This is a genomic window from Bradyrhizobium sp. BLXBL-03 (genome assembly GCF_051853015.1).
Taxonomy (GTDB): Bacteria; Pseudomonadota; Alphaproteobacteria; order Rhizobiales; family Xanthobacteraceae; genus Bradyrhizobium; species Bradyrhizobium manausense.
The window spans coordinates 8,282,824-8,307,168 of record NZ_CP182470.1; the positions used below are offsets into that span (position 1 = coordinate 8,282,824).

16 protein-coding genes, 1 tRNA gene and 1 pseudogene are annotated in these 24,345 nt (G+C 63.6%); 16 read left to right on the plus strand and 2 right to left on the minus strand.

Translation table 11 applies throughout. The features are described 5' to 3' along the window. The first annotated feature begins 209 nt into the window (after window positions 1–209). Window positions 210–1,586 (plus strand): cytochrome P450, encoded by a 1,377-nt coding sequence (locus tag ACNJX9_RS38975; RefSeq protein ID WP_439407351.1) that lies wholly within the window; start codon window positions 210–212, stop codon window positions 1,584–1,586. Between the two features lie 143 nt (window positions 1,587–1,729). Here ACNJX9_RS38975 and ACNJX9_RS38980 read toward each other — a convergent pair. Next, window positions 1,730–1,832 (minus strand): annotated as a pseudogene (locus ACNJX9_RS38980) (2,5-dichloro-2,5-cyclohexadiene-1,4-diol dehydrogenase); the annotation flags it as partial. 223 nt (window positions 1,833–2,055) lie between these two features. Between ACNJX9_RS38980 and ACNJX9_RS38985 the strand changes: the two are divergent. From ACNJX9_RS38985 to ACNJX9_RS39050, 14 genes are all read left to right on the plus strand, one after another. Further along, window positions 2,056–3,021, plus strand: coding sequence for a sensor histidine kinase (locus ACNJX9_RS38985; RefSeq protein WP_057753908.1), 966 nt, complete (start codon window positions 2,056–2,058; stop codon window positions 3,019–3,021). 363 nt (window positions 3,022–3,384) lie between these two features. Then, window positions 3,385–5,121, plus strand: coding sequence for a putative bifunctional diguanylate cyclase/phosphodiesterase (locus tag ACNJX9_RS38990; protein ID WP_439407352.1), 1,737 nt, complete (start codon window positions 3,385–3,387; stop codon window positions 5,119–5,121). Between the two features lie 303 nt (window positions 5,122–5,424). After that, window positions 5,425–6,867, plus strand: a complete 1,443-nt coding sequence (locus ACNJX9_RS38995) for a sigma-54 interaction domain-containing protein (RefSeq protein ID WP_439407353.1) — start codon at window positions 5,425–5,427, stop codon at window positions 6,865–6,867. A 195-nt stretch (window positions 6,868–7,062) separates the two neighbouring features. Then, window positions 7,063–8,364, plus strand: a complete 1,302-nt coding sequence (locus ACNJX9_RS39000) for an MFS transporter (protein WP_439407354.1) — start codon at window positions 7,063–7,065, stop codon at window positions 8,362–8,364. Window positions 8,365–8,482: 118 nt separating this feature from the next. After that, the gene (locus ACNJX9_RS39005; RefSeq protein WP_439407355.1) at window positions 8,483–10,510 is read left to right on the plus strand and encodes an acyl CoA:acetate/3-ketoacid CoA transferase; all 2,028 of its coding nucleotides are present in this window, start codon (window positions 8,483–8,485) and stop codon (window positions 10,508–10,510) included. Window positions 10,511–10,621: 111 nt separating this feature from the next. After that, window positions 10,622–11,806 (plus strand): substrate-binding domain-containing protein, encoded by a 1,185-nt coding sequence (locus ACNJX9_RS39010; protein WP_439407356.1) that lies wholly within the window; start codon window positions 10,622–10,624, stop codon window positions 11,804–11,806. Window positions 11,807–12,012: 206 nt separating this feature from the next. Continuing rightward, entirely contained in the window at window positions 12,013–12,789 is a 777-nt protein-coding gene (locus tag ACNJX9_RS39015; RefSeq protein WP_439407357.1) for an ABC transporter ATP-binding protein, read from the plus strand. After that, window positions 12,786–13,508, plus strand: coding sequence for an ABC transporter ATP-binding protein (locus tag ACNJX9_RS39020; RefSeq protein WP_057753927.1), 723 nt, complete (start codon window positions 12,786–12,788; stop codon window positions 13,506–13,508). Before ACNJX9_RS39015 ends, ACNJX9_RS39020 begins: the two co-directional genes overlap by 4 nt. Continuing rightward, entirely contained in the window at window positions 13,505–14,515 is a 1,011-nt protein-coding gene (locus ACNJX9_RS39025) for a branched-chain amino acid ABC transporter permease (protein WP_439407358.1), read from the plus strand. Before ACNJX9_RS39020 ends, ACNJX9_RS39025 begins: the two co-directional genes overlap by 4 nt. Continuing rightward, window positions 14,512–15,597 (plus strand): branched-chain amino acid ABC transporter permease, encoded by a 1,086-nt coding sequence (locus tag ACNJX9_RS39030; RefSeq protein WP_205668270.1) that lies wholly within the window; start codon window positions 14,512–14,514, stop codon window positions 15,595–15,597. The genes ACNJX9_RS39025 and ACNJX9_RS39030 overlap by 4 nt, the downstream gene beginning before the upstream one ends. Window positions 15,598–15,736: 139 nt before the next feature. After that, complete coding sequence (locus ACNJX9_RS39035; RefSeq protein ID WP_439407359.1) at window positions 15,737–18,847, plus strand: bifunctional diguanylate cyclase/phosphodiesterase; 3,111 nt, start codon at window positions 15,737–15,739, stop codon at window positions 18,845–18,847. Between the two features lies 1 nt (window position 18,848). Then, window positions 18,849–19,916, plus strand: coding sequence for a diguanylate cyclase (locus ACNJX9_RS39040; RefSeq protein ID WP_439407360.1), 1,068 nt, complete (start codon window positions 18,849–18,851; stop codon window positions 19,914–19,916). 66 nt (window positions 19,917–19,982) lie between these two features. Next, window positions 19,983–20,059: transfer RNA gene (locus ACNJX9_RS39045), tRNA-Arg, on the plus strand. A 383-nt stretch (window positions 20,060–20,442) separates the two neighbouring features. Next, window positions 20,443–20,709 carry a hypothetical protein gene (locus tag ACNJX9_RS39050; RefSeq protein WP_439407361.1) on the plus strand — a complete coding sequence of 89 codons (267 nt, stop codon included), beginning with the start codon at window positions 20,443–20,445 and terminating at the stop codon, window positions 20,707–20,709. A gap of 477 nt (window positions 20,710–21,186) precedes the next feature. Here ACNJX9_RS39050 and ACNJX9_RS39055 read toward each other — a convergent pair whose 3' ends face one another. Continuing rightward, the gene (locus ACNJX9_RS39055; RefSeq protein WP_439407362.1) at window positions 21,187–22,449 is read right to left on the minus strand and encodes a hypothetical protein; all 1,263 of its coding nucleotides are present in this window, start codon (window positions 22,447–22,449) and stop codon (window positions 21,187–21,189) included. Between the two features lie 187 nt (window positions 22,450–22,636). On the opposite strand from ACNJX9_RS39055, the gene ACNJX9_RS39060 reads away from it, so the two are divergent. Then, entirely contained in the window at window positions 22,637–24,220 is a 1,584-nt protein-coding gene (locus ACNJX9_RS39060; RefSeq protein WP_439407363.1) for a hypothetical protein, read from the plus strand. Window positions 24,221–24,345 lie beyond the last annotated feature (125 nt).

Genomic DNA, 24,345 nt, shown 5'->3' on the forward strand with positions numbered 1-24,345 from the left:
CGACGGCCGGGACCCATACGCCGCAGCAATAGCTTTGCGAAGGCTTGGAGTTACCAGTTCGTCCGACAACTCCTCCCCTGGGGTTATGGGTCCCGGCTTTCGCCGGGACGACGACCTCGCTTGCGGTAATCCGCGCGCCGAACAACCGGCGCGTCATCGTGCCGGTATTGTGCTATTATCCTCTGGGTCAGCCATCCGGAGCAATCGTCATGTCGATGCAGAATGTGGCCACGTCGGCGCTTCACTACACCGCGCCCAAACGCAATGAGCTGACGCACATTCCCGGCGACGAAGGCTGGCCGATCATCGGCAAGACGTTTCAGGTGCTCGCCGATCCCAAGGGGCATATCGAGCGAAACGGCGCCAAATACGGTCCGGTCTACCGCACCCATATTTTCGGCGAGACCAACATCGTGCTGCTCGGCCCGGAGGCCAACGAGCTCGTGCTGTTCGACCAGCAAAAGCTGTTTTCGTCGACCCATGGCTGGAACCACGTGCTTGGGCTCTTGTTTCCGCGCGGCCTGATGTTGCTCGACTTCGACGAGCACAGGCTGCATCGCAAGGCGCTGTCGGTCGCGTTCAAGTCCGGGCCGATGAAGTCCTATCTGAGCGATCTCGATCGCGGCATCTCCGCGCGGGTCGCGCAATGGAAGTCCAGGCCCGGCGAGATGCGGCTTTATCCGGCGATGAAGCAGCTCACGCTCGATCTCGCCGCGACGTCCTTTCTCGGCGCCGACATCGGACCCGAGGTCGACGAGATCAACCGCGCCTTCGTCGATATGGTGGCGGCTGCGGTCGCCCCGATCCGCCGTCCGCTGCCCGGCACGCAGATGGCGGCCGGCGTGAGGGGGCGCAAGCGCATCATCGCTTATTTCCGCGAGCAGATTCCGCTGCGCCGTGGCAATCACGGCGGCGATGACCTGTTCTCGCATCTCTGCCGCGCCACCCATGAGGATGGCGCGCTGTTGTCCGACCAGGACATCATCGACCATATGAGCTTCCTGATGATGGCCGCGCACGACACGCTGACCTCGTCGCTGACGTCCTTCATCGGCGAGCTCGCCGCCAACCCCGACTGGCAGAGCAGGCTGCGCAACGAAGTTCTCGCGCTCGGGCTCGGGCCGGATGCGCCCTGCAGCTTCGACGCTCTTGAGAAGATGCCGCTGTCGGAAATGGCCTTCAAGGAAGCGCTGCGGATCAAGCCCCCGGTGCCCTCGATGCCGCGGCGCGCAATGCGCGATTTCAGCTTCAAGGGTTTTGCGATTCCCGCCGGCACCGCTGTCGGCGTCAATCCGCTCTACACGCACCACATGAAGGATATCTGGCCGGAGCCGGATCGCTTCGATCCCTTGCGCTTTACCGAGGAAGCCCAGCGCAATCGGCATCGCTTCGCCTGGATTCCGTTCGGCGGCGGGGCCCATATGTGCCTCGGCCTGCACTTCGCCTACATGCAGGCGAAATGCTTTGCGCGGCACTTCCTGCAGAACATCGAGGTCTCGCTCGAGCCTGGCTACAAGCCGGAGTGGCAGATGTGGCCGATCCCGAAGCCGCGGGATGGGTTGAGGGTGCGGATGAAGGCGGTTTAGCCGCCGGTCTCGTAGGGTGGGCAAAAGCGCGGCGCGCCGTGCCCACCATCTTTCACTTGGGAGCAATTGGTGGGCACGGCGCGCGAAGGGCACGCCTTTGCCCACCCTACGGCATCTCCGCTCGACAAACGCTCTGCGCTAGGGAGCGTCTCGCCCTCCGATATGCGCCCGCCCGCGATCACAATTTTGGCACCTTCGGCAACGAAGACTTCCACGGAATCCAGCCCGCTCGTCACTCCCCGCGATTCCCGCGACCTGGCCGTCAAGCCTGCCCTCGAATGTGCTTGTTTTCGAATGATTTTGATGCCTATGGCGGACACCTAACGATGACGCCACTGCGACATCGGGCGCCGCAACCGTCACTGTTCCTTCTGCCTGGCGACAAGGCAAGCTTTGCTTGCGCATCCGGGATGCGTAACATCGTGGCCTGCCTCTCGATTTTCGGACGAAGATCGCAACCGGGCCGCGCATGGGGAAGCTGATCGAGGAATTCCGCAAGGGCTGGCAGGGCGTTGCGACACCTCCGCTCGGCCTGAGCCTTGCGTTCGCGCTGGCCTGCCTGCTGCTTTCGACCCTGGCGCGCTGGGGGCTCGCGCAAGTGCGCCCCGACGTCTACTTCACGCCATACTTCCCCGCCGTGTTCTTTGCGGCCGCCTTCGGAGGATTCCGGGTCGGCATCGTGACCGCGCTGGTCGGCGGCGTGCTCGGCTTCGTCCTGAATTTCGGCGATGCGTTTGCCGATCGTGCGCGTTTCGTGCTGCTGACGCTCTATTGGGGCGTCTGCGCGCTGACCATCTGGGGCGTCGAGCATTATCGGACGATGCTTGCCGAGCAGCGCCGGATCTCCAGGCGACTGATCGAAGAGGAAGAGTATCGCAAGCTCTTGGTCGACGAGCTGCAGCACCGGCTGAAGAACAAGCTGTCGACGGTGCACGCAGTGATGCACCAGGTGCTGCACGACCAGCCGGAGGTCTGGGCCCGGATCGACCCGCGGCTGCGCTCGCTGGCCGCGACCGACGATCTGATCTCGCGGATCGACAAGGGCGGTTGTGACATCCGCGATCTCCTGATCTCCGAGCTCGGCCCGTACGGCCATGTCCGCTTCACCCTCAATGGAGAGCGGCTGTTCCTGCCGCCGAAGCTCGCGGTGACACTGTCATTGATGTTTCACGAGCTCGCCACCAACGCCGGCAAATACGGCGCGTTCTCCTCCCCACGCGGATTGTTGCAGGTGTCATGGACCGTCAATGACGACCGTCTGACCATCACCTGGGACGAAACCGAGGGCCCGACCGTTGGCGAAATCTCCACGCCCGGCTTCGGTACCAAGCTGTTGAAGTCGGCGCTATCAGCCTTCGACGGCAAGAGCGAGATCTCGTATTTGAAGACCGGGCTGCACTGCATCATGCAGTGCCGTATTCCCAAGAGCGAATAACCTTGCGCGCACGCCTCTTCCTTCGAGACGACCGCTTCCAGCGGTCTCCTCAGGATGAGGCTGAATGAGCATCGGCGCGCGCTCAAAGCCACACACTCAGTCCTCATCCTGAGGGCCTGCCAAAGGCGGGCGTCTCGAAGGATGCGCCGCGGGGAATGCGAAAACCGACCGCGCGCTTCGCTCCGCGCTTTCGCAAGTGCCGTTGACATTCTGTTAATGACGATCGAGGGCGCGCCTCGCCCCGCCGCGTTTCTCAAAGAACACCCCCGTATTTCAGCGGACCCCTTAACCAAACCTAAGAGGGAACTGCGCATGATCGCGCCCATTGCAAAGGCGCGCTGAACAACAAGATTCATGAATTCTATGAACGACGATGGATATGACGGCGCGAGCGATGCCGAGCTCGGATTTCTCAAGGAAATCGTTAGAATGCTGCCTGCCGGCCTCACCGTGCAGGACGCGCAGGGCAAGCTTCTGCTGGTGAACGATGTCGCCGCCGCCCAGCTCGGCATGGACGGCAGCCGTCCCTCGCCGGATCTCGCGCAGCGCCGCGAGGCCTGCGAGCGCGCGCTCAGGGCCGGACATCCTGTTGTCTCCGAAGAAGCGCTTCAAGACGGCGCCGCACGCCAGGTGTTGCTCACCACCCATCGGCCGGTCCGCTTCGCCGGCCGCGAGCTCTTGATCTCGGCGTCCGCTGATATCACCGAGCAGAAGAATTTCGAAGACCAGCTGTTTCGCTCGGCCTATTTCGACGAGCTGACCGGACTGCCCTCGCGGCGCGTGATCGAACATCACGCCAACAGCCTGCTCTGGCGCGATCGCAGCGACGAGCGCTTCGCGCTGGCATTTCTCGATGTCGACAATTTCAAGCATATCAACGACTATTACGGCCACGCCGTCGGCGACGCGCTGCTGGTCGAGCTTTCGAAACGGCTGGCGCGGGACCTGCGCGAGTCCGACGTGCTGGCTCGCATCTCAGGCGACGAATTCCTGCTGCTGCTCTCGCCCATCCGGAGCCAGGAGGAAGTCGCCGAATTCATGTCAACGACATTGCAGCGGCTGACGGCTCCGTTCTTCATCGACAATTCGGAAGTGTTCGCCTCGACCTCGGTCGGTGTCAGCCTGTATCCCGACCATGGAAGCAGCTTCGAAACGCTGCGCCAGAACGCCGACATCGCGATGTACCGCATCAAGAACAACGGCAAGGGATCCTGCGCCTTTTTCGATACTGGCATGGAGCGCGAGGCGCTGGCGCGGATGAAGATCGAGCAGTCGCTGCGGATGGCCATCCTCGAGAAGCGCTTCTGCTGCGCCTTCCAGTCCAAGGTCGACATCCGCACCCAGGCCGTGAAGGGCATCGAGGCCCTGGTGCGCCTGCGCGACGACGAGGGGGTCATCCAGGCGCCGGGCTCGTTCATCAACCTGGCGGGCGAGCTCGGCCTGATCGATGAGCTCACTCATCTCGTGCTCGCCGAGATCGTCAAGTCGATCGACCTGATCAACGAGACCTTCGGTGCGGAAGCGACCATCAGCATCAACGTCGCCGCCAAGCAGGCCGGCAATCCAGACTTCATGCGCAGCTTTGCGCAGGCACTGGATGACACCGGCTTCCCGCAGCGGTTCATGATCGAGGTGACCGAAGACGCCTTTGTCGCCAAGAACCACTTCCAGGCCGAGATCCTGCCGATATTCCGCAAGCTCGGCGTCGGCATCTCCATCGACGATTTCGGCACCGGTTATTCCTCGCTGTCGGCCCTCGCCGACATCACCGCCGACGAGATCAAGATCGACCGCTCCTTCATCACCGACATCCATAAGCGGCCGCGCAGCCAGGGCATTCTGCGCGCGATCGAATCCTTGAGCGAAGCGCTCGGCATGACGGTCATTGCCGAAGGGATCGAATCCTATGAGGAGCTCGCCTATTTGCAGGCCGCGACCAAGATCCGCTACGCGCAGGGCTATTATTTCGCGCGGCCCATCTTCCTGGAGGAGCTGAAGCTCGCCAGCCCCGTCTCCAGTGAATCCCGCGCCAGCGTCTCCGCCCGCCCAATGCAGCAGAACCGCCAGGGCTATTCACGGGCGAGCCGGTATCGAAGGTAGGGCGCGGCGGGTCTCTCACGCATTGAGCTCCTGACCCCGTCATCCCCGCGCAATGGCGAAGCCATTGTCGCTGGAGGCGCGAGTGGCGCGATGCCACAGCATCGCGCCGGGAGCCTCGGATGTACGGCCGAGGTGTCAGCCGGGCTCGTCGCCCTTCGAGGCCTCCGCTTACGCTCCGGCACCTCAGGGTGAGGGGACATAGATCGCGGGCGAACCGACCACCGCATTAACCCAGTCACGTCGATTTCCCTTTGAAATCGCTGCCCTTTTGGTAATACACAGGCAGGCCTCCCGAGGTACGCCATGTCCGGTCCCTCTTCCGTCGTCAGTGATCCCGCCTATATCCGCGCACGCGCAATGGAGACGCTGTTCGAGCGGCTCGAGCATCTCTGTGAGGGCGCCATCGCGATCGATCGCAGCGGGCGCGTGGTCTATGTCAACGAAAAATACGTCACCGCGATCGGCCTCTCGCATGAATCCGAGGCGCTCGGCCGCCCGATCGAAGAGGTGATCCCCAACAGCCTGTTGCGCAGGGTCGTGGAAACGGGCGAGCCGATCATCCTCGACATCATGGAGCTCGGCGGCCAGCAACTGGTCGTGACCCGGATGCCGATCGAGGACGAGAGAGGGAACATCATCGGTGCGATCGGCTTCGTGCTTTATGATCGCCTCGAAGGCCTGAAGCCGCTGCTCGGTCGCGTCGCCCAGCTCGAGAACGACCTGCGGCTGGCGCGACGGCAATTGTCGCACGCGCGCGCCGCGCGCTTCACCTTCGAGGACTATGTCGGCAGCACCGCAGGCATTGCGCAGGCCAAGACACTTGCAGCACGCGCCGCGCGCCAAAGCGTGACGGTCCTGCTCACGGGTGAGACCGGCACCGGCAAGGAGATGCTGGCGCAGGCGATCCACAATGCATCCGCACGCGCGGAGAAGCCTTTCGTGAGCGTCAACGTCGCGGCGATCCCGGACACGCTGATCGAATCGGAGTTCTTCGGTGCGGCGCCCGGCGCCTACACCGGTGCGGACCGCAAGGGGCGCGACGGAAAATTCCGGATCGCCGACGGCGGCACGCTGTTTCTCGACGAGATCGGCGAGATGCCGCTGCAATTGCAGGCCAAGCTGCTGCGCGTTCTGCAGGAGCGCGAGATCGAGCCGCTCGGCTCGGACAAGGTCACCAGGGTCGACGTACGGGTGATTGCCGCCACCAATGTCGACCTGCACAAGCGGGTCAGCGAGGGGGCGTTCCGGGCCGATCTCTACTACCGGCTCAACGTGCTCTCGATCGTGCTGCCGCCGCTGCGTCATTGCCTGGACGACCTGCCGGAGATCTGCGGCCGGCTGCTCGAAGACATCAGCGCATCCGGCGACTATCTCAACGCCAGGATCACGCCGAGCGGCCTGACTGCGCTGGCGCGGTACGGCTGGCCCGGCAATGTCCGCGAGCTGCGCAACATCCTGGAACGCGCGCTGATCCTGAGCGATTCGGGACGCCTCACCAGCGACGATTTCGATCGCATTCTCCCCGTGAGCGCGGAGATGATACCGGCGGCACCGTCGCGCCCGACCGGTCTCGTCCTGCCCTATGCCGAGGCCGAAGCCGAGTTCGAGAAGCACACGCTCGAGCAGGCGCTTGCCGCGAGCAACGGACAGATCTCGGAAGCCGCCAAGATGCTCCAGATCTCGCGCGCGACCTTCTACAAGAAGCTCGCCAAGTTCGGCCTCGCCTCGGGCGCCACACCCGTCTGAGTTTCGAGACACCGCGTGTCCGGAGTCTCGGATTCCTGACATGGCGCATTGTGCCTCGGCGGCGCCGCCCACGCTGAATCTGCTGGATTTTCCGCCCATTTGCGCAAACCTATGGCATCTGGCGCAGAGCTTGCTCTTCGCTTTGCACAATGACGCATGCTGCACATGCGCATTCGCAACCAGGGAGAACGCCAGATGAGTGGAGCGATCGCCGTCAATCAGCTTCAAGCACGACACCCGTCACACGTCACCGTCGCCACCGCCAGCCTGATCGGCACGGCGATCGAGTGGTACGACTTCTTCCTCTACGGCACCGCCGCTGCGCTGATCTTCAACAAGCTGTTCTTTCCGACTTTCGACCCGATGATCGGTACGCTGCTGGCGTTCGCGACCTATGCGCTCGGCTTCATCGCCCGTCCGCTCGGCGGGGTCGTGTTCGGTCATTACGGCGACAAGATCGGCCGCAAGACCATGCTCTATCTCACGCTGTTGATCATGGGTGCGGCGACGGCGGCGATCGGATTCCTGCCGACCTACGACACCGCCGGCATCTGGGCCGCGATCCTGCTCATCGCCTGCCGCCTGGTCCAGGGCTTTGGCCTTGGCGGCGAATGGGGCGGCGCGGTGCTGATGGCGGTCGAGCACGCGCCAGCAGACAAGAAGGGCTTCTACGGCAGCTGGCCGCAGCTGGGCGCGCCGCTCGGCCTCGTGCTCGGCACGCTGGTGTTCTCGGTGGTCTCGGCGATGCTGACGGACGCGCAGCTGCTGGCCTGGGGCTGGCGCATTCCGTTCCTGTTCTCGATCGCACTGGTGGTGGTCGGTCTCTGGATCCGCTTCACCATCGCGGAATCGCCTGAGTTCCAGAAGGTGAAGGACACCAAGCAGGAAGTGAAGATGCCGATCCTCGAGGCGATCAGGATGTACCCGAAGAACATCCTGCTGGCGATGGGCGCGCGCTTTGCGGAGAACGGCTTCTTCTACATCTACGCCACCTTCGTGCTCGCCTATGCGACGCAATCGCTCGGCATGCAAAAGCAGGACATGCTGAACGGGGTGCTGATCGCAGCCGCGATCGAGACCTTCACCATTCCGGCCTTCGGCGCGCTGTCCGACAAGGTCGGGCGCCGGCCGGTCTATATCTTCGGCGCGGTGTTCTCGGCGCTGATGTCGTTCCCGCTGTTCATGCTGCTGGCGACCAAGAATCCGCAATATGCATGGATCGCGATCGTGCTCGGCCTCGCCATCGGACACGCCGCGATGTACGGCCCGCAGGCGAGCTTCCTGTCGGAGCTGTTCGGCACCAAGGTGCGCTATAGCGGCGTCTCGCTCGGCTACAACCTCGCCTCGATCTTCGCCGGCGCGCTGTCGCCGCTGATCGCGACGGGGCTGATGACAGCCTATGCGCCCGCGACCTGGCCGATCTCGCTCTACATGATCGGGCTCGCGATCATCACGGTGGTCTCGGTCTATTTCGCCACCGAAACGCGCAAGGCCTGACAGCCCTGAATGAGCCGGCGCTCACGGCACGGGAGCGGCTCGCCGCTCCCGTGATACAGATCAAACCAAGCAAGAAGAGCGGACCATAGGATCCGCGGAAAACACGGGAGGGAATGCGATGAGCCAGCACCCAGCCTTGGCTTACCTGCCCCATTCAGAGAAGGGCAAGATCGTCACGGCGGCTGAAGCCGTCATGCTGATTCGCGACGGCGACACGGTCGCCACCGGCGGCTTCGTCGGCATCGGCTTTGCCGAGGAGATCGCAATCGCGCTGGAGGAGCTCTATCTGGCGAACGAGGGCGATGCGCCCTACACGCAAGGCAAGCCGCGCAACCTCACGCTGGTCTATGCCGCGGGCCAGGGCGACGGCAAGCACCGCGGCCTCAACCATTTTGCCCATGAGGGCCTGGTCCGCCGCGTCATCGGCGGACACTGGGGCCTTGCACCGAAATTGCAGCAGCTCGCGATCGCGAACCAGATCGAAGCCTATAATCTGCCGCAGGGTGTGATCACGCATCTGTTCCGCGACATCGCCGCCCACCGTCCGGCTCACGTCACCCGCGTCGGCATCGGCACCTTCGTCGATCCGCGAAACGGCGGCGGCAAGCTGAATCCGCGCACCACCGAGGACATGGTGGAGCTGATCAATCTGCGCGGCGAGGAGTGCCTGCTGTATCGGACGTTCCCGATCAATGTCGGGATCATCCGTGCCACCACCGGCGATCCCGACGGCAACCTCACCATGGAGAAGGAAGCTCTGACGCTGGAAGCGCTGGCGATTGCCATGGCCGCGCACAATTCCGGCGGCATCGTCATCGCCCAGGTCGAGCGCGTCGCCGAGAGCGGCAGCCTCAATCCGCGCCAGGTCAAGATCCCCGGCGTGCTGGTCGATTGCGTCGTCGTGGCCAAGCCCGAGCATCACTGGCAGACCTTTGGCACGCCATATAATCCGGCCTATTCCAGCGAGATTCGCGTGCGCACCGCCTCGCTGCCGGAAATGCCGATGAGCGAGCGCAAGATCATCGCCCGCCGCGCGGCCTTCGAGCTGCAGGCCAACAGCGTCGTCAATCTCGGCATCGGCATGCCCGAGGGCATCGCCTCCGTCGCCAATGAAGAGCGCATCATCGACCTGATCACGCTGACGGCGGAGCCTGGCGTGATCGGCGGCATCCCCGCAAGCGGCATCGATTTCGGCGCGGCAATCAATACCCAGGCGGTGATCGACCAGCCCTATCAGTTCGACTTCTATGACGGCGGCGGGCTGGACGCCGCCTTCCTCGGGCTTGCGCAGGTCGATCGGACCGGCAATCTCAATGTCAGCAAGTTCGGGCCGAAGCTGGCCGGCGCCGGCGGCTTCATCAACATCAGCCAGAATGCCAAGGAGGTCGTGTTCGTCGGCACCTTTGCCGCCGGCCGGCAACGCATCGCCGTCAACGACGGCAAGCTCGCCATCGTGGAGGAGGCGAAGTCGCGCAAGTTCGTCGACAAGGTCGAGCATGTGACCTTCAGCGGCCGCTTTGCCGCGGCGCGCGGGCAACCTGTGCTCTATGTCACCGAGCGCTGCGTCTTTGCGCTGCGGCCCGACGGGCTCGAGCTCACGGAAGTCGCGCCCGGCATCGACATCGACCGCGACATCCTGCGCCTGATGGATTTCAAGCCGCTGATCCCGCGCGAGCCGAGCCTGATGGATGCCCGCATCTTCCGCGACGGTCCCATGGATCTGCGCGAGCGGCTGCTGACCATTCCGCTCGACCAGCGTTTTGCGCTGGACGAGCAGCAGAACCTGTTCTTCATCAACCTGGAGCGCTATCCCTTGCGCAGCAAGGCCGATATCGATGCGATCGCGCGCACCGTCGAGGCCAGGCTCGCCCCGCTCGGCCGCAAGGTTTACGCCATCGTCAATTATGACAACTTCTCGATCCTGCCGGAGCTGCTGGACGATTACTCGGCCATGGTGCGCAGCCTGGTCGACCGCTTCTATACCGGCGTGTCGCGCTACACGACCTCCGGTTTCCTGCGCATCAAGCTCGGCGAAGCGCTGGAGCGGCGCGGTGTCGCGCCGCACATCTTCGAGAGCGCCGAGGAGGCGCGGTCGGACTGGCAGATCGAGGCCGGCGGCGCGCGGCTCGCGGCGCGGCGAGGTTAAAAAATGATGCAGAGCTTGCGAGCAGCCGCCTCAGCCGTAAGGTCGAATTGCAATGTCCGTCAGGCTGTGCAAATCGCTATTGCCCAACAAATCAATTCAGGAGGGACCTTCGTGCGTCGATCACTCATCATAACAACAACCGTTCTCGCCCTCGCTGCGGCGACTGCCGCGCACGCCGACGATCTCAAGGTCGCATTGATCTACGGCAAGACCGGTCCGCTCGAAGCCTATGCCAAGCAGACCGAGACCGGCCTGCAGATGGGTTTTGAATACGCCACCAAGGGCACCATGACGCTCGACGGCCGCAAGATCGTCATCGTCACCAAGGACGACCAGGGCAAGCCGGACCTCGCCAAGGCTGCGCTCGCGGAGGCCTATCAGGACGACAAGGCGGATATCGCCATCGGCACCACCTCCTCGGCCGCCGCGCTCGCCATTCTCCCCGTTGCGGAAGAGAACAAGAAGATCCTGATCGTCGAGCCGGCGGTCGCGGACCAGATTACCGGCGAGAAATGGAATCGCTACATCTTCCGGACCGCGCGCAATTCATCGCAGGACGCGATCTCGAACGCGGTCGCCATCGGCAAGCAGGGCGTGACAGTGGCCACGCTGGCGCAGGACTACGCCTTCGGCCGCGACGGCGTCGCCGCCTTCAAGGAGGCCCTCGCCAAGACCGGCGCGACGCTCGCCGCGGAGGAGTACGCCCCGACCAGCACCACCGACTTCACCGCGGTCGGCCAGCGCCTGTTCGATGCCCTGAAGGACAAGCCGGGCCGCAAGGTGATCTGGGTGATCTGGGCCGGCGCCGGCAATCCACTGGCAAAACTCCAGGACATGGATCCGAAGCGCTACGGCATCGAACTCTCGACCGGCGGCAATATCCTGCCGGCGCTCGCCGCCTACAAGAGCCTGCCCGGCATGGAAGGCGCCACCTATTATTACTACGACATCCCGAAGAATCCGGTGAATGACTGGCTCGTTGCCGAGCACCAGAAGCGCTTCAACGCGCCGCCGGATTTCTTCACCGCGGGCGGCTTTGCCGCGGCGATGTCCGTCGTGGCCGCCGTCACCAAGGCGAAGTCGACCGACACCGAGAAGCTGATCACGGCGATGGAAGGCATGGAGTTCGACACGCCGAAGGGCAAGATGGTGTTCCGCAAGGAGGACCATCAGGCGCTGCAGAGCATGTATCACTTCAAGGTCAAGGTCGATCCGAACGTCGCCTGGGCCGTGCTCGAGCCGGTGCGCGAGCTGAAGATCGAGGACATGGACGTTCCGATCAAGAACAAGCGGTGAGCTGGTTACCTCTCCCGCTCTTGTCCGCCGAAGCCTTGGCGAAGGCGGATGCGGGAGAGGTCGGCGCGAAGCGCCGGGTGAGGGCTTTCTCATCTTTGGGATTGCCCCGTTGCGGAGATACTCTCTCCCCTGCCCTCCCCCGCAAGCGGGGGAGGGGGCGCACCGCGACCGCGGATAAATCCAGTTTCATCATTTCCAGACTCTCCATGCCCCTCTCCCTCGAAACCCGTGATCTCACCATCCGCTTCGGCGGGCATGTCGCGGTCAACAATGTCAGCTGTACGTTCCGCCCGGGCGAGCTCACCGCCATTGTCGGGCCGAACGGCGCCGGCAAGACCACCTATTTCAATCTGATCTCGGGCCAGCTGCGCGCATCCAGCGGCAGCATCCTGTTCGACGGCGCCGACATCACTCAGCATTCCGCGCCGCTGCGCACCCGCGCAGGTCTCGGGCGCGCGTTTCAGCTCACAAATCTCTTCCCGAATCTGACGGTGGAAGAAAACGTCCGCCTCGCGGTGCAGGCGGCGAGCGGCACCCATTACGACATGCTGCGGCCCTGGATGGTCCGCCGCGATTTGATCGCCCGCGCGGATGCCATCCTCGACCAGGTCGCGCTCGGCACCCGCCGCAGCGTCGCCGCGACCGCGCTGTCGCATGGCGACCAGCGCAAGCTCGAAGTTGCGCTGATGATCGCGCTGGAACCAAAAGTGTTCATGTTCGACGAGCCGACCGCCGGCATGAGCATCGACGAGGTGCCTGTCGTGCTGAACCTGATCGCTCAGCTCAAGCAGGACAAGAGCAAGATCATCCTCCTCGTCGAGCACAAGATGGACGTGGTGCGCTCGCTCGCCGACCGCATCATCGTGCTGCACAACGGCCAGCTCGTCGCCGACGGCGTGCCTGCCGAGGTGATCGCCTCGCCGATCGTGCAGGAAGCCTATCTCGGCGTAGCCCCCAAGAAGGTTGCAGGGGGCGCCGCATGACCGACCTGCTCAAACTTTCCGGCGTGCACACCCATATCGGGCGCTATCACATCCTCCAGGGCATCGACCTCGCTGTCCCGCAAGGGCAGGTCACGATGCTGCTCGGCCGCAACGGCGCCGGCAAGACCACGACGCTGCGCACCATCATGGGCCTTTGGCAGGCCTCCTCAGGCGAGATCACGCTCGGCGGGACGCGCATCGAGAGCCTCGCCACGCCCGACATTGCGCGGCTGGGCGTCGGCTACGTGCCCGAGAGCATGGCCGTGTTCTCCGATCTCACGGTGAAGGAAAATCTCGTCCTCGCGGCGCGCGATGCGGCGATGGACGACAGACAGCTGGAATGGATCTTTGGCTTCTTCCCCGCGCTGCGCCGGTTCTGGCTGTCGCGCGCCGGAAGTCTCTCCGGCGGGCAGAAGCAGATGCTGTCGATTGCGCGCGCCATCATCGAGCCGCGCAAGCTGCTGCTGATCGACGAGCCGACCAAGGGTCTGGCACCGGCGATCGTGATGGCGCTGATCGAGTGCCTGAAGGAGATCAAGCGCAAGGGCGCGACCATTCTGCTGGTCGAACAGAATTTCTTTGCAGCGCGCGAGCTCGGCGACAGCGTGCTGGTGATGGACAACGGCACCATCGTCCATCGCGGCGAGATGGCGGCGCTGGCCGCCGACGTGCCGCTGCAGGAACGGTTGCTCGGCCTGAGCCTGGAGGCACATCAGTGACTGAACTCGCTGCATCAGATCCGCTGCCGAAGCCGAAGCGCGACCTCGCGCCGATCCTGCTGCCGGTCGCACTCGCGCTAGCCATGATCCCGCTGGTCGGCTCGCCCTCGACCTGGCTGACGCTGACAGCGGCGAGCCTCGCCATGGGCATGATGATTTTCATCATGGCCTCGGGGCTGACGCTGGTGTTCGGCCTGATGGACGTGCTCAATTTCGGCCACGGCGCCTTCATCGCGGTCGGCGCCTATGTTGCAACGCTGGTGTTTGCGCCATTTGCGGCCCCGGTGCAGGCGGATTCGCTCTGGCTGAACCTCGCCGTGCTGGCGCCGGCGGCGCTGCTGTCGATGGCGGTATCAGGCGCGCTCGGCCTCGTCGTCGAACGCGTGCTGATCCTGCCCGTCTATGGCCAGCACCTGAAGCAAATCCTGATGACAACAGGCGGGCTGATCGTCGCCGAGCAGACGCTGTATGCGCTATGGGGGCCGCAGATCATTCCGATGCCGCTGCCGGCCTCGCTGCGCGGCTCCTTCATCCTTGGTGACGTCGCGATCGCGAAATACCGCGTGCTGGCCATGCTGATTGGCCTGGCCGTCTTCGTCGCGATCCAGCTCGTGCTCAACCGCACCAAGCTCGGCCTGTTGATCCGCGCCGGCGTCGAGAATCGCGAGATGGTCGAGGCGCTCGGCTATCGCATCCGCCGGCTGTTCCTCGGCGTGTTCATGACGGGATCGGCGCTGGCCGGCCTCGGCGGCGTGATGTGGGCGCTCTATCGCGAGCAGGTCCATGCCTCCATGAGCGACGAGCTCACCGTCCTGATTTTCGTCGTCGTCATCATCGGCGGCCTCGGTTCGATCGGCGGCTGCTTCATCGGCGCGATCCTGGTAGCCATGGTCGCCAATTACGGCGGCTTCCTGGTGCCGAAACTCGCCCTCGTCTCCAACATCCTGCTGATGGTCGCCGTTCTGATGTGGCGCCCGCGCGGCCTCTATGCGGTGACCAGCCGATGATGCTTCTCTCAGGCGATCCGCCGCGCAGCCGCGTGCTCACGCTCATTCTTGTCGTCATCATCCTGGCGCTGGCGGCAACACCGTTTCTGTTTCCGGGAGCAAAGGCGCTGAACGTCGCGGCCAAGATCTGCGTCTTTGCCGCCTTGGTCGCGTCCTATGACCTGCTGCTCGGCTACACCGGCACGGTGTCGTTCGCGCACACCATGTTCTACGGCATCGGCAGCTACGCGATCGCGATCGCGCTGTATGGCATGGGCGCGAACTGGGCCGCGGTCGCCACCGGCATTGTCATCGGCCTGCCGCTGGCCGCGCTGCTTGCGCTTGCGATCGGCCTGTTCTCGTTGCGGGTGGCCGCGATCTTCTTTGCGATGATCACGCTCGCCGTCGCCTCCGCTTTCCAGGTCCTGGCCTCGCAATTGTCATGGCTCACCGGCGGTGAGGACGGTCGCAGCTTCCAGCTGCCGGAGCTGCTGCGCCCCGGCACGGTGCTGATCTCCAAGAACCTGTTCGGCTTCGAGGTCAACGGCCGCATCCTGACCTTCTATCTGGTGTTCGCGATCTCGGCCCTGATGATCCTGGCCCTGCTGCGCGTGGTGAACTCGCCGTTCGGCCGCGTGCTGCAGGCGATCCGCGAGAACCGCTTTCGTGCCGAGGCGCTCGGCTTCCGCACCGTGTTCCATCTGACCTACGCCAACTGCCTCGCGGCCCTGGTCGCCGCCAGCGCCGGCATCCTGAACGCGCTGTGGCTGCGCTATGCCGGGCCGGACACCTCGCTCAGTTTCTCCATCATGCTGGACATTCTCCTGATGGTGGTGATCGGCGGCATGGGCACGATCTACGGCGCGATCATCGGCGCCACGATCTTCATCCTTGCCCAGAATTATCTGCAATCGCTCATGGGCGTCGCCTCCAAAGCCGCAAGCGAAGCCGGCCTGCCATTGCTGCCGGGGCTGCTGCATCCCGACCGCTGGCTGCTCTGGCTCGGGTTGCTCTTCATCGCAAGCGTGTATTTCTTCCCGACCGGCGTGGTCGGGCGGCTACGTCACGGCCGTGGCGACAAGAGTGCCGGCACGCCGCATTAGGCTTCGATTAACGATGCAACGCAGCGCGCCAGTTCCGGCTTTGCGAGATATGTGTAGACCGGCTTAAGCCATGGGTAACCGGCTTTCCTAAGCATTACGCCACCTGTCCATAGTATCTCTGCTCCTCCAGGGGAGTGGGATGCGCCAGGTTTTTCAACAAATGGCAGCTGCGATGGTCCGGGCCGTGAAGGGCGGCCGGGACGCGGCCATGCGGCGCGGCCCGGTGCTGTGGTTGACACTCTCGGGGGCACTGCTCGTCGCCGGCATCTTCGCCGCGACCGCGATAGCCGTTGGCGACTTTCGAGAGCGCGCGCTCGCCAACAAGGAGCGCGAGCTGGAGAACACGGTCCTGTTGTTGACCCGGCACTTCGATCAGCAGTTCGAGGACTCCGAAATCGTAGCCGGCGATCTCATCTCGCAGATGAAGCTACCGGGGATCAGCTCGCCCGAGGCGTTCCGCGAACGCATGTCGAGCGACGAAGCACACCGTATGCTCGCGAACAAGATCAGCGCCGTGAACTACCTCGGCGACATCGCGATCTATGACGTCAACGGCGACCTCATCAACTGGTCGCGAAACGAGCCGCTGCCAAAAATCAACATCGCATCGCGCGCCTACTTTCAGACCTTCAAGTCCAATCCCCAATCCGAGCCGGTGCTGCTGGAGACCGTGCAGAGCTTTCTCATCGGCAAGTGGACCACCGTGGTCGCGCGCCGCTTGACCGGTCCAACGGGCGAATTGCTGGGCATCATGGTGCGGCGGGTCGATCCGGGGAGCTACCAGAAGTATTTTTCCTCCGTATCGCTCGGAGCCGGCGCCGCCATTTCGCTGTTCGATCGCGGCGGCACGATGCTAGCACGCCATCCGCACGCCGAGGAACTGATCGGCAAGAGCTTCGCCAACGGGCCGTTGCTGAAGAAGATTTTGGCCGAGGGGGGTCGGAAGACCCTGCGAATCGAGAGCAGTCCGATCGATGGCCAGGGCCGTCTCGCCGCGGGAGCCCCGCTCCAGAATTTTCCCATCATCGTCCTCGCAACGAATACGATGGAATCGGCCCTCGCCGACTGGCGCGAGCAAACGCGATTCATGATCACCACGGCCATGCTGGCGGCAACGATCATCGCGCTGATCTTCTTCACGATCATCCGCCAGATTGTCAGGCAGAACCGCGAGGCGCAGCAGCGGCTGGAGGCGGAACGGCGGCGGCTGGACACCGCCCTCAACAACATGTCGCAGGGGCTGATCCTGTACGACGCCGACGGCTATATCGTCACCTGCAACCGCCGCTACGCCGATATGTTCGGCCTTTCGCACGACGTCATCAAACCGGGCTGCCACATCCTAGACGCGATGCGCCACCGCAAGGAGCGCGCTGCGTTCGAGGGTGACGTGGAGGCATTCTACGCCGAGGTCATGAGCGTCGTCACCGAAGGCACCGTTTCCAAGCGGACTCATCAACTGACCGATGGCCGGGCCTTCCAGGTCATCAACACCCCGCTTGCGCAGGGTGGCGTCGCCACCATCGAAGAGATCACGGAGCGACGCAATCTCGAGCAAGAACGCGACCGCAACTACACGTTCCTGCGCGAGATCATCGACCACATTCCCTCGCAGATCACGGTGAAGGACGCTCACACGCGGCGCTACCTTCTGGTCAACCGGATTGCCGAGGACATTTTTGGGGAAGGCGGCAAGACCATCGTCGGCAAGACCGCGGCCGATATCCTGCCGGAAGCGGACGCCGACATCGTCACGCGCGACGATGATGCGGTGCTGCAATCGCCGGACCGGCTGCTGCAGAAGGAGCAGAGCTGGAAGACCCCGACCGAAGGCCAGCGCCATACCATTTCAAAGCGCATCGGCATCTGCGACAAGGCCGGCGACCCTCGCTACATCATCAATGTCATCGAGGACGTCACCGAGCAGCGCAACACCGCCGAGAAGATCGCGCATATGGCGCATTACGATGCGCTGACCGACCTGCCCAACCGCGTGCTGTTCCGCGAGCAGATCGAGCGCGAGTTGGAGAAGGTCGCCGGCGGCGCCCGGTTTGCGCTGCTCTATATCGATGTCGACGAATTCAAGGGCATCAACGATTCGCTCGGCCATCATGTCGGCGACGAGCTGTTGATGGCGATCGCCGGCCGCATCCGCGCCTGCCTCAAGCCGGGCGATCTGATCGCGCGGCTCGGCGGCGACGAGTTCGCGGTGATCCAGACCGGAATCCAATCATCCACCGACGTCCTGGGCTTCGTGAGCCAGATCCAGGAAGCGATCCGCCGTCCCTACCACTGCCTCGGCCACCAGCTCTCCACCGACGCCAGCATCGGCATCGCGCTTGCGCCGCAGGACGGGGCCGACCTCGATCAGCTCATCAAGAGTGCCGACCTCGCCATGTACGGCGCCAAGGCGGAGGGGCGGCGCACCTACCGCTTCTTCGTGCCGGAGATGGACGCGAGCGCCAAGGCGCGCCTCTCGCTGGAGCAGGATCTGCGCCAGGCGCTGGTCAATGGCGGCTTCGAGATCCACTACCAGCCGCTGGTCAATCTGCATTCGGGCGAGGTCTCCGGCTGCGAGGCGCTGCTGCGCTGGCGCCATCCCGAACGCGGCATGGTGTCGCCGGCCGAATTCATTCCGATCGCCGAGGACACCGGCCTGATCAACCATCTCGGCGACTGGGTGCTGCGCACGGCCTGCAACGAGGCCGCGACCTGGCCCGCCCATGTCCGCCTCGCAGTCAACGTCTCTCCCGTGCAGCTCAAATGTGGCACGCTGGCGCTCCGGATCGCCGGCGCTCTCGATGCGGCAGGCCTTGATCCGCGGCGGCTCGAACTCGAGATCACCGAAGCCGTGCTGATCCGCGACGACGAGGCGGCGCTGCAGATCCTGCACCAGCTCCGCTCGATCGGCGTGCGCATCGCGCTCGACGATTTCGGCACCGGCTATTCGTCGCTGAGCTATTTGAAGCGCTTCCCGTTCGACAAGATCAAGATCGACCGCTGCTTCGTCGCCGACATCGCTGACGCTGACGGCGCGCCCGTGATCGTGCAGGCGGTGGTGAACATCGCGTCCGCCAGCAACATGACCACGGTTGCCGAAGGCGTCGAGACCGAGGCCCAGCGCGAGATGCTGCGTGCTCTCGGCTGCACCGAGATGCAGGGCTATTTGTTCAGCAGACCGAGACCGGCCGCCGAGGTGCGTGAGCTGTTCGGCCCAGGCGGTGCCATTCCCGTGGCGGCGGTGGCCTGAGATGGCAAAGCTCAGCAGGACGCCCGCGAAGACTGTCGATGTCGCCGATTCCTACGCGGTGCGGCTGATGCAGCATCTGGTGGTGCCGACCTTCGTGATCGATCCGAAGCGGTGCGTAGTGATCTGGAACAAGGCCTGCGAACGGCTGACGGGCGTTGCCGCCTCCGCGGTGATCGGCACCAACAGGCATTGGCAGGCGTTCTACGAGACCAAGCGCCCTTGCCTTGCCGATCTGGTCGCGCTCGACCAGCCCGAGCAGCTGCCGGAGCTCTATCCGGAATATGCCGCGCGCGGCCATAACGGGCTCGGCTTCTCCGCGGAAAACTGGTGCGTGATGCCGAAGCTCGGCAACCAGCTCTATCTTGCGATCGATGCCGGCCCCATCCACGACGAGGCCGGCAATCTGATTGCCGTGGTGGAGACACTGCGCGACCTCACCGACCAGAAGCGTGCCGAAACGGCGCTGAAGGAGCTTGCCACCAAGGACGGGCTGACTGGCCTGTCGAACCGCCGCGCATTCGACCAGATGCTGGCGAGCGAATGGGCCCGCGCGCAGCGGACGCAGAGGCCGTTAGCGCTGCTGTTCGTTGACGTCGATCATTTCAAGCTGTTCAATGACGAGCACGGCCACCAGAGCGGCGACGAGTGCCTGCGCGCGGTCGCCCGCGTGGTCAGGCGCTACGCCTTGCGTCCGCTCGACCTCGCCAGCCGCTATGGCGGCGAGGAATTTGCTCTGATCCTGCCCGAGATGGGCTGCGACGATGCCTGCACCATCGCCGAGGAGATCCGCCGCGCCGTGATGGCCTTGCAGATCGCCCATGGCGCCCGTGGAGCCGGCGACCGCGTGACCCTCAGTGTCGGCGTCGCCTGTCACGTTCCCGGCGAGGCCGATGGCACCCCCAACGGCCTGCTGAACGCGGCCGATCAGGCGCTCTATGCCGCCAAGCGGCTCGGCCGCAACCGCGTGGTCTGCTCCGATCGGGTGCTGGCCGAATTTACCGGCCTCGGACGGGAAAACGAGCCAGTTAGCGGTCAAGTTCCTGCCGTCGCTCCACGCAAATCGGCCTAAAGCGCTGATATTGCCGCGGCGAGACCGTTGCCCGCCCCTCGCCATTAGGCTAAATGAGGCCTCGTTGCGCCCGTAGCTCAGCTGGATAGAGCGTTGCCCTCCGAAGGCAAAGGTCACACGTTCGAATCGTGTCGGGCGCGCCAGTAAAACAAGAGCTCTCTTGAATTCTCGTCCGTCGGCAAAGTCTTGCCGGAAGCACACCGGAAGCACTCGCTTAGCCAATAAAATCGCGGCCGTCCCTGGTTGCTCTCATGCGTCGGCCGGCGCATCGATGACGATGTCCCTACCCAGAGGATCAAGATGATCCCAGTCCGACGTCCAATCAGCCTCCGAGACGAAAGCGCCGGGCCGCAATTCCAGCGTGGCGATGATCTGCTCGATCCGGGCGTAGGCCAGCTCGGGTAAGGCTGGGGTGCTGCGGCTTGGCCGGTTTGCCGCCGCTCTCGCCCCGAGATTTGGGTTGACGAGATTTATATATCACAGAAGGGGGCGGGTCGATGAAGCGGCCGCGAGGGGGAGACAAGACATGGCAAAGGCTCCTGTGACTGTGTGCTCGTTCAGCGCGGTCAGCGCCTCGCTGCAGCAGCTCTCCGGCGGGTTCGGCTCGGTGCTCGCCGGCGCGATCATCGCGCAAGGCGCGGACGGCGAGCTGATCCACTTCGACCGGATCGGCTACGTCGTCGTGACCACCACGATCGTCACGCTGGTGATGATGTATTTCGTGCAGAAGGCGGTGGCGGAGCGGACGGGGAAGCGGGTGGTGTGGGGCGAGAGGACCGATCTGGTGTCATAGGACCCACGCCGCAACGGCGCGGCAATCGCCGCCTGCCAGCCCTACCGATCTCAGGTAGCTCTATTTTGGGTCCAAACCCCGCAAAATGGTGCCCAGGAAAGGATTGGGACTCGATCCGTCAAACTTCAGTAAAAACAGTCGCTTACCTCTGCGCCAAGTCCAACGCTTGTACCACTGGACTGTGCTCGTGTCGACTGTACCCTGATCGCGGACCCACACACACGCACTGCCGGGCAGCGCTTGTGTGCCTTGAAGAGCGGCTTGGGATACTCTGCCACGGCTCGGCTCACTTCGTCCGAACCGCCGTTGCGACGCACCTTCAAGGTCTCGGTGATCCTCCCAGTATTCTCGTCAACGGAGGTCGACCGAACGAATCCTTGCAGCAGACCGGCGCGAAACAGTCGGTCTGCTGGTGCAGGAGAGAGAGAGAGAGGCGCTCCAGAGGGACGCCCGCTAAAAGGCATCCCGGGGCGAGTATCAGGTCAAGGTTGTCGCCACCCCGCCGCCAGGACCAATCGCCGACATCTGGGTGGGCCGAGTTCCACCTGGACCCGCCAGTCGCAAAAGTGGCAGACGGTTTTCGATTTGGTAGCGGGCCATATCCGCGGCTCCGCTGTGTGCGGGCGCCGCAGATTGCCAAAAAAGACCGAGCAATCCGAGGACAGCACCCGCAGCCGCCGAGACGGATTTGAGCTTACGGCGGGCAGCCTTGACCGCCAAAACTTTTGCGTTTTGCTCGTCCTTCTTGATCGTGATCATGCCCGCCTGTTCGAGGCAAAGCGCGCTGGGCAGAGAGGTAAGGTCGACCCGCTCACCTTTTGAGTGGCGCTCGAGAACAGCGACGGCTTCCTTGGCCCGAACCTTCAGCACAGCGGCAGGGGTCTTCGAAGACCGAATCCGCGCGCAAACAATGGCGAGCGTCAGGACGGCGCTGTTGTTCGCAATGCGGCGGCGCCAACCCTCACCAGGAAGATAATTATAGAGCGCGCCGGTGAAGGCGTCGACTTTGTCTTGGGGGAGCAGCAGCCCGCTCGCCCACTCGACGGTGAGAGGGATACCTTGATCGTCAATGACAAGCCCCCAATTCTCCTTCTCATTGAGAAGCGCGAGATTGAAGATCTGTTCAGCGGCAACTGCCGTCATCGACTCGGCACGCGCCGCGACCAGCGAATCGGCCTTGGGGGCCAGCTTGAATGCACCCTCGCTGAGCTTCCCGACAAAGTCGCGGAATCGTTCGAAGGCAAGAACGTAACCTGTGAGGCACTGCTGACGAACTTTCTCCTTGGCGACGCCAAAGAGGCTGCTGACGCCGTCGAGGTGTACCGCATCCCACCGCAAATCAGCATCGAATAAAGAGGCAGCGGCCACATTCCAGGCACCGCCGGCGCTGCCGTCATCAGTAAGCAAGCGAAGTTGAATGAGATACCCTTCAAGTTCGCTGGGTGTTGCGCCGACCTTGATCTCCTCGGAGTACCGTTCGTAGGCACCGCGCATATAAACTTCAGTGGCGATAGCTTCGCGCGACCAATTAAGAATGGCAGCGGAGATGGGCAGCATCACAAGCCGGGTGCGGTCTTGGGGCTTTGACGTCCCCTTGACCACGCGGTCAATCGACTTCTTGTCGATCTGAAAATCGCGGCCAATCGCGGAATCGCACTCCGCTAACATTCGGTCCTTCGTCCAACCGATCTGCTTGTGGGCAGCGGGTCCGAGAAGCTCGGTCGGGATGCTCTTAGCCATAGCCGTCTCCTGAATTATGATCGCGTGCAGGATGGGGTTTGGCATCAAAATGCGACATGCCAAATTCAACGTTTTTGGGAGATTTCGAGATTTCGCCAGGTCGGATCCCAAAACAAGCGAAAGCGTCCTCACCCCCCCTGAAGTGAAATGTGATGGTCGCGGCGAATATTTCTAGGGGAGTATCGCCGTGAAAATCTTCGCCAATCTCGCCAATTCCGTGGCGGACTTGCTTGCACGCCTAAGGGAAGGACGTCGTAATGAGCCCATCGGGAAAGCTCGGCGGCGGATCCTCGTTGTCGGGGGAGGCCCAGTTGGGCTGGCCTTCGCAACGAGCCTGCACGAGCTCGTGGGCCATTCTGTCGATATCACTGTCGCCGACGGTCGTTGGGTTCGCCAGGGCGGACGCGTTCGTTGGCGGGACGTCGCCGAAGGCGTGTATCGCCGCGAACAGGTCGTGACGATCCAGACGCTCGTCAGCGACCGTTTGCCGGCGTCAGTTCGCTCGGCGATGTTTCCGAGCGGAGGTTACTGCGAAATCTGGCCGACCGGCCGCGAGTCGCCGCCTGAGCTCGGCTTCCCCCGTAACGTTCGGATCCGTGAGCTTGAGGATCGCCTGCTCGAACTTGCGCACGCGCAAGGACTTCGTCTTCTTGCGGAGCGCATCGATCCCGCCCAGCTGGAGGTCAGTGCGTGGGATCTGATTGTGATCGCAGATGGCGCCAATTCCATCGTCCGCGATCACTTCGTGCGAGCATTCGGCCGGGCCGACGCGACGGCATACAGCCTACGGGAGCAACAAATAGTGGACACAGTGCTCGGCGTCCGGATCCGATCACTGATGTCCAGCCCCTCATCCGTCGTCATGACGATTGCGCAGCAGCGCTATCTCCTTAACGCCCGTGAGGGCGATGGCCTTCTCTACATTCGACTTACCGATCAGGAGGCCGCCGAGGTCCGGGGCCGCGTGGAGGGAGAATATGAGTTTCGCCCCTGCATTCAGTCGAACCCTTGTCAGGTCACCTGGCGGGCGGATCGCGGACACAAGACATTTATCTGCAGCCGGCGCAACTCGGTGTTTGTGCCCGCCAACGACCCGCAGTCGTTTCTCTGGCCGCGTGTGCTTCAGGGGCTGCGCCTCTTCGACATCCCGGAATCATCAATCGAATCGATCACCACGTTCCCACTTTCCATGGCGCGACGCGGTGCGTTCACGGCCGAGCTCAGTCCAACCGGCTCCGAGCGCGCAATTTTCGGCGCGCTGATCGGCGATGCTGCCGGCGTCACGCATTTCTGGCCGGGCCGTGGCCTTAATCGCGGATTGTCGTCGGCCTACGCGCTCGCCGTCGTACTTTCTCGGCTTGATCCGACAGCAGTTCTTCGGAGCGCGGATCTAGCCGAGTTCGAAGGCATAATGGCACAACTCCAGAGCCGTCATCAGGATCGGGCTTGGCGCGCGATGGTCCAGAAGCGCGGGCAGATGGTCCTGCCCGTGAAATCCGTGATCGCCGACGCCATCTCCGGTCCCCGCCCTTCGCGCGAAAGCATGATACTAGCCATGCGGGAAAGGATCGAAACTCTCAGCGCGGGGTTAGAAGGCCGCCTTCCCCAGCCGGCAGATCAGCGGGAGCTCTTCGCGGCACTTGAACGCGTCGACGATGAAACGCTCGCGGTGATCTCCACGACCGGTCCGTGGGAAACGCGACAGTCCGGCGGACCGGAGATTGACGTCCAGGGCATACTCCGCGTGAGGCAGAGCGCTAACGCGGATTGAACGTACGCGTGGACGGCGGGCTAATCGGCACGCGCTTCCTGAGGAAGAAAATGCCAATTTCCGGATGCCGCCTAAGCATGCCCGATGCGCGAGACATTCGTGTACCGCCATTGTGTACCGGCGGT

Bases quoted from the DNA above. Each gene is read 5' to 3' on its own strand.
- ACNJX9_RS38975 (WP_439407351.1), top strand. From the start codon at position 210: ATGTCGATGCAGAATGTGGCCACGTCGGCGCTTCACTACACCGCGCCC.
- ACNJX9_RS38985 (WP_057753908.1), top strand. From the start codon at position 2,056: ATGGGGAAGCTGATCGAGGAATTCCGCAAGGGCTGGCAGGGCGTTGCG.
- ACNJX9_RS38990 (WP_439407352.1), top strand. From the start codon at position 3,385: ATGAACGACGATGGATATGACGGCGCGAGCGATGCCGAGCTCGGATTT.
- ACNJX9_RS38995 (WP_439407353.1), top strand. From the start codon at position 5,425: ATGTCCGGTCCCTCTTCCGTCGTCAGTGATCCCGCCTATATCCGCGCA.
- ACNJX9_RS39000 (WP_439407354.1), top strand. From the start codon at position 7,063: ATGAGTGGAGCGATCGCCGTCAATCAGCTTCAAGCACGACACCCGTCA.
- ACNJX9_RS39005 (WP_439407355.1), top strand. From the start codon at position 8,483: ATGAGCCAGCACCCAGCCTTGGCTTACCTGCCCCATTCAGAGAAGGGC.
- ACNJX9_RS39015 (WP_439407357.1), top strand. From the start codon at position 12,013: ATGCCCCTCTCCCTCGAAACCCGTGATCTCACCATCCGCTTCGGCGGG.
- ACNJX9_RS39020 (WP_057753927.1), top strand. From the start codon at position 12,786: ATGACCGACCTGCTCAAACTTTCCGGCGTGCACACCCATATCGGGCGC.
- ACNJX9_RS39030 (WP_205668270.1), top strand. From the start codon at position 14,512: ATGATGCTTCTCTCAGGCGATCCGCCGCGCAGCCGCGTGCTCACGCTC.
- ACNJX9_RS39035 (WP_439407359.1), top strand. From the start codon at position 15,737: ATGCGCCAGGTTTTTCAACAAATGGCAGCTGCGATGGTCCGGGCCGTG.
- ACNJX9_RS39040 (WP_439407360.1), top strand. From the start codon at position 18,849: ATGGCAAAGCTCAGCAGGACGCCCGCGAAGACTGTCGATGTCGCCGAT.
- ACNJX9_RS39050 (WP_439407361.1), top strand. From the start codon at position 20,443: ATGGCAAAGGCTCCTGTGACTGTGTGCTCGTTCAGCGCGGTCAGCGCC.
- ACNJX9_RS39055 (WP_439407362.1), bottom strand. From the start codon at position 22,449: ATGGCTAAGAGCATCCCGACCGAGCTTCTCGGACCCGCTGCCCACAAG.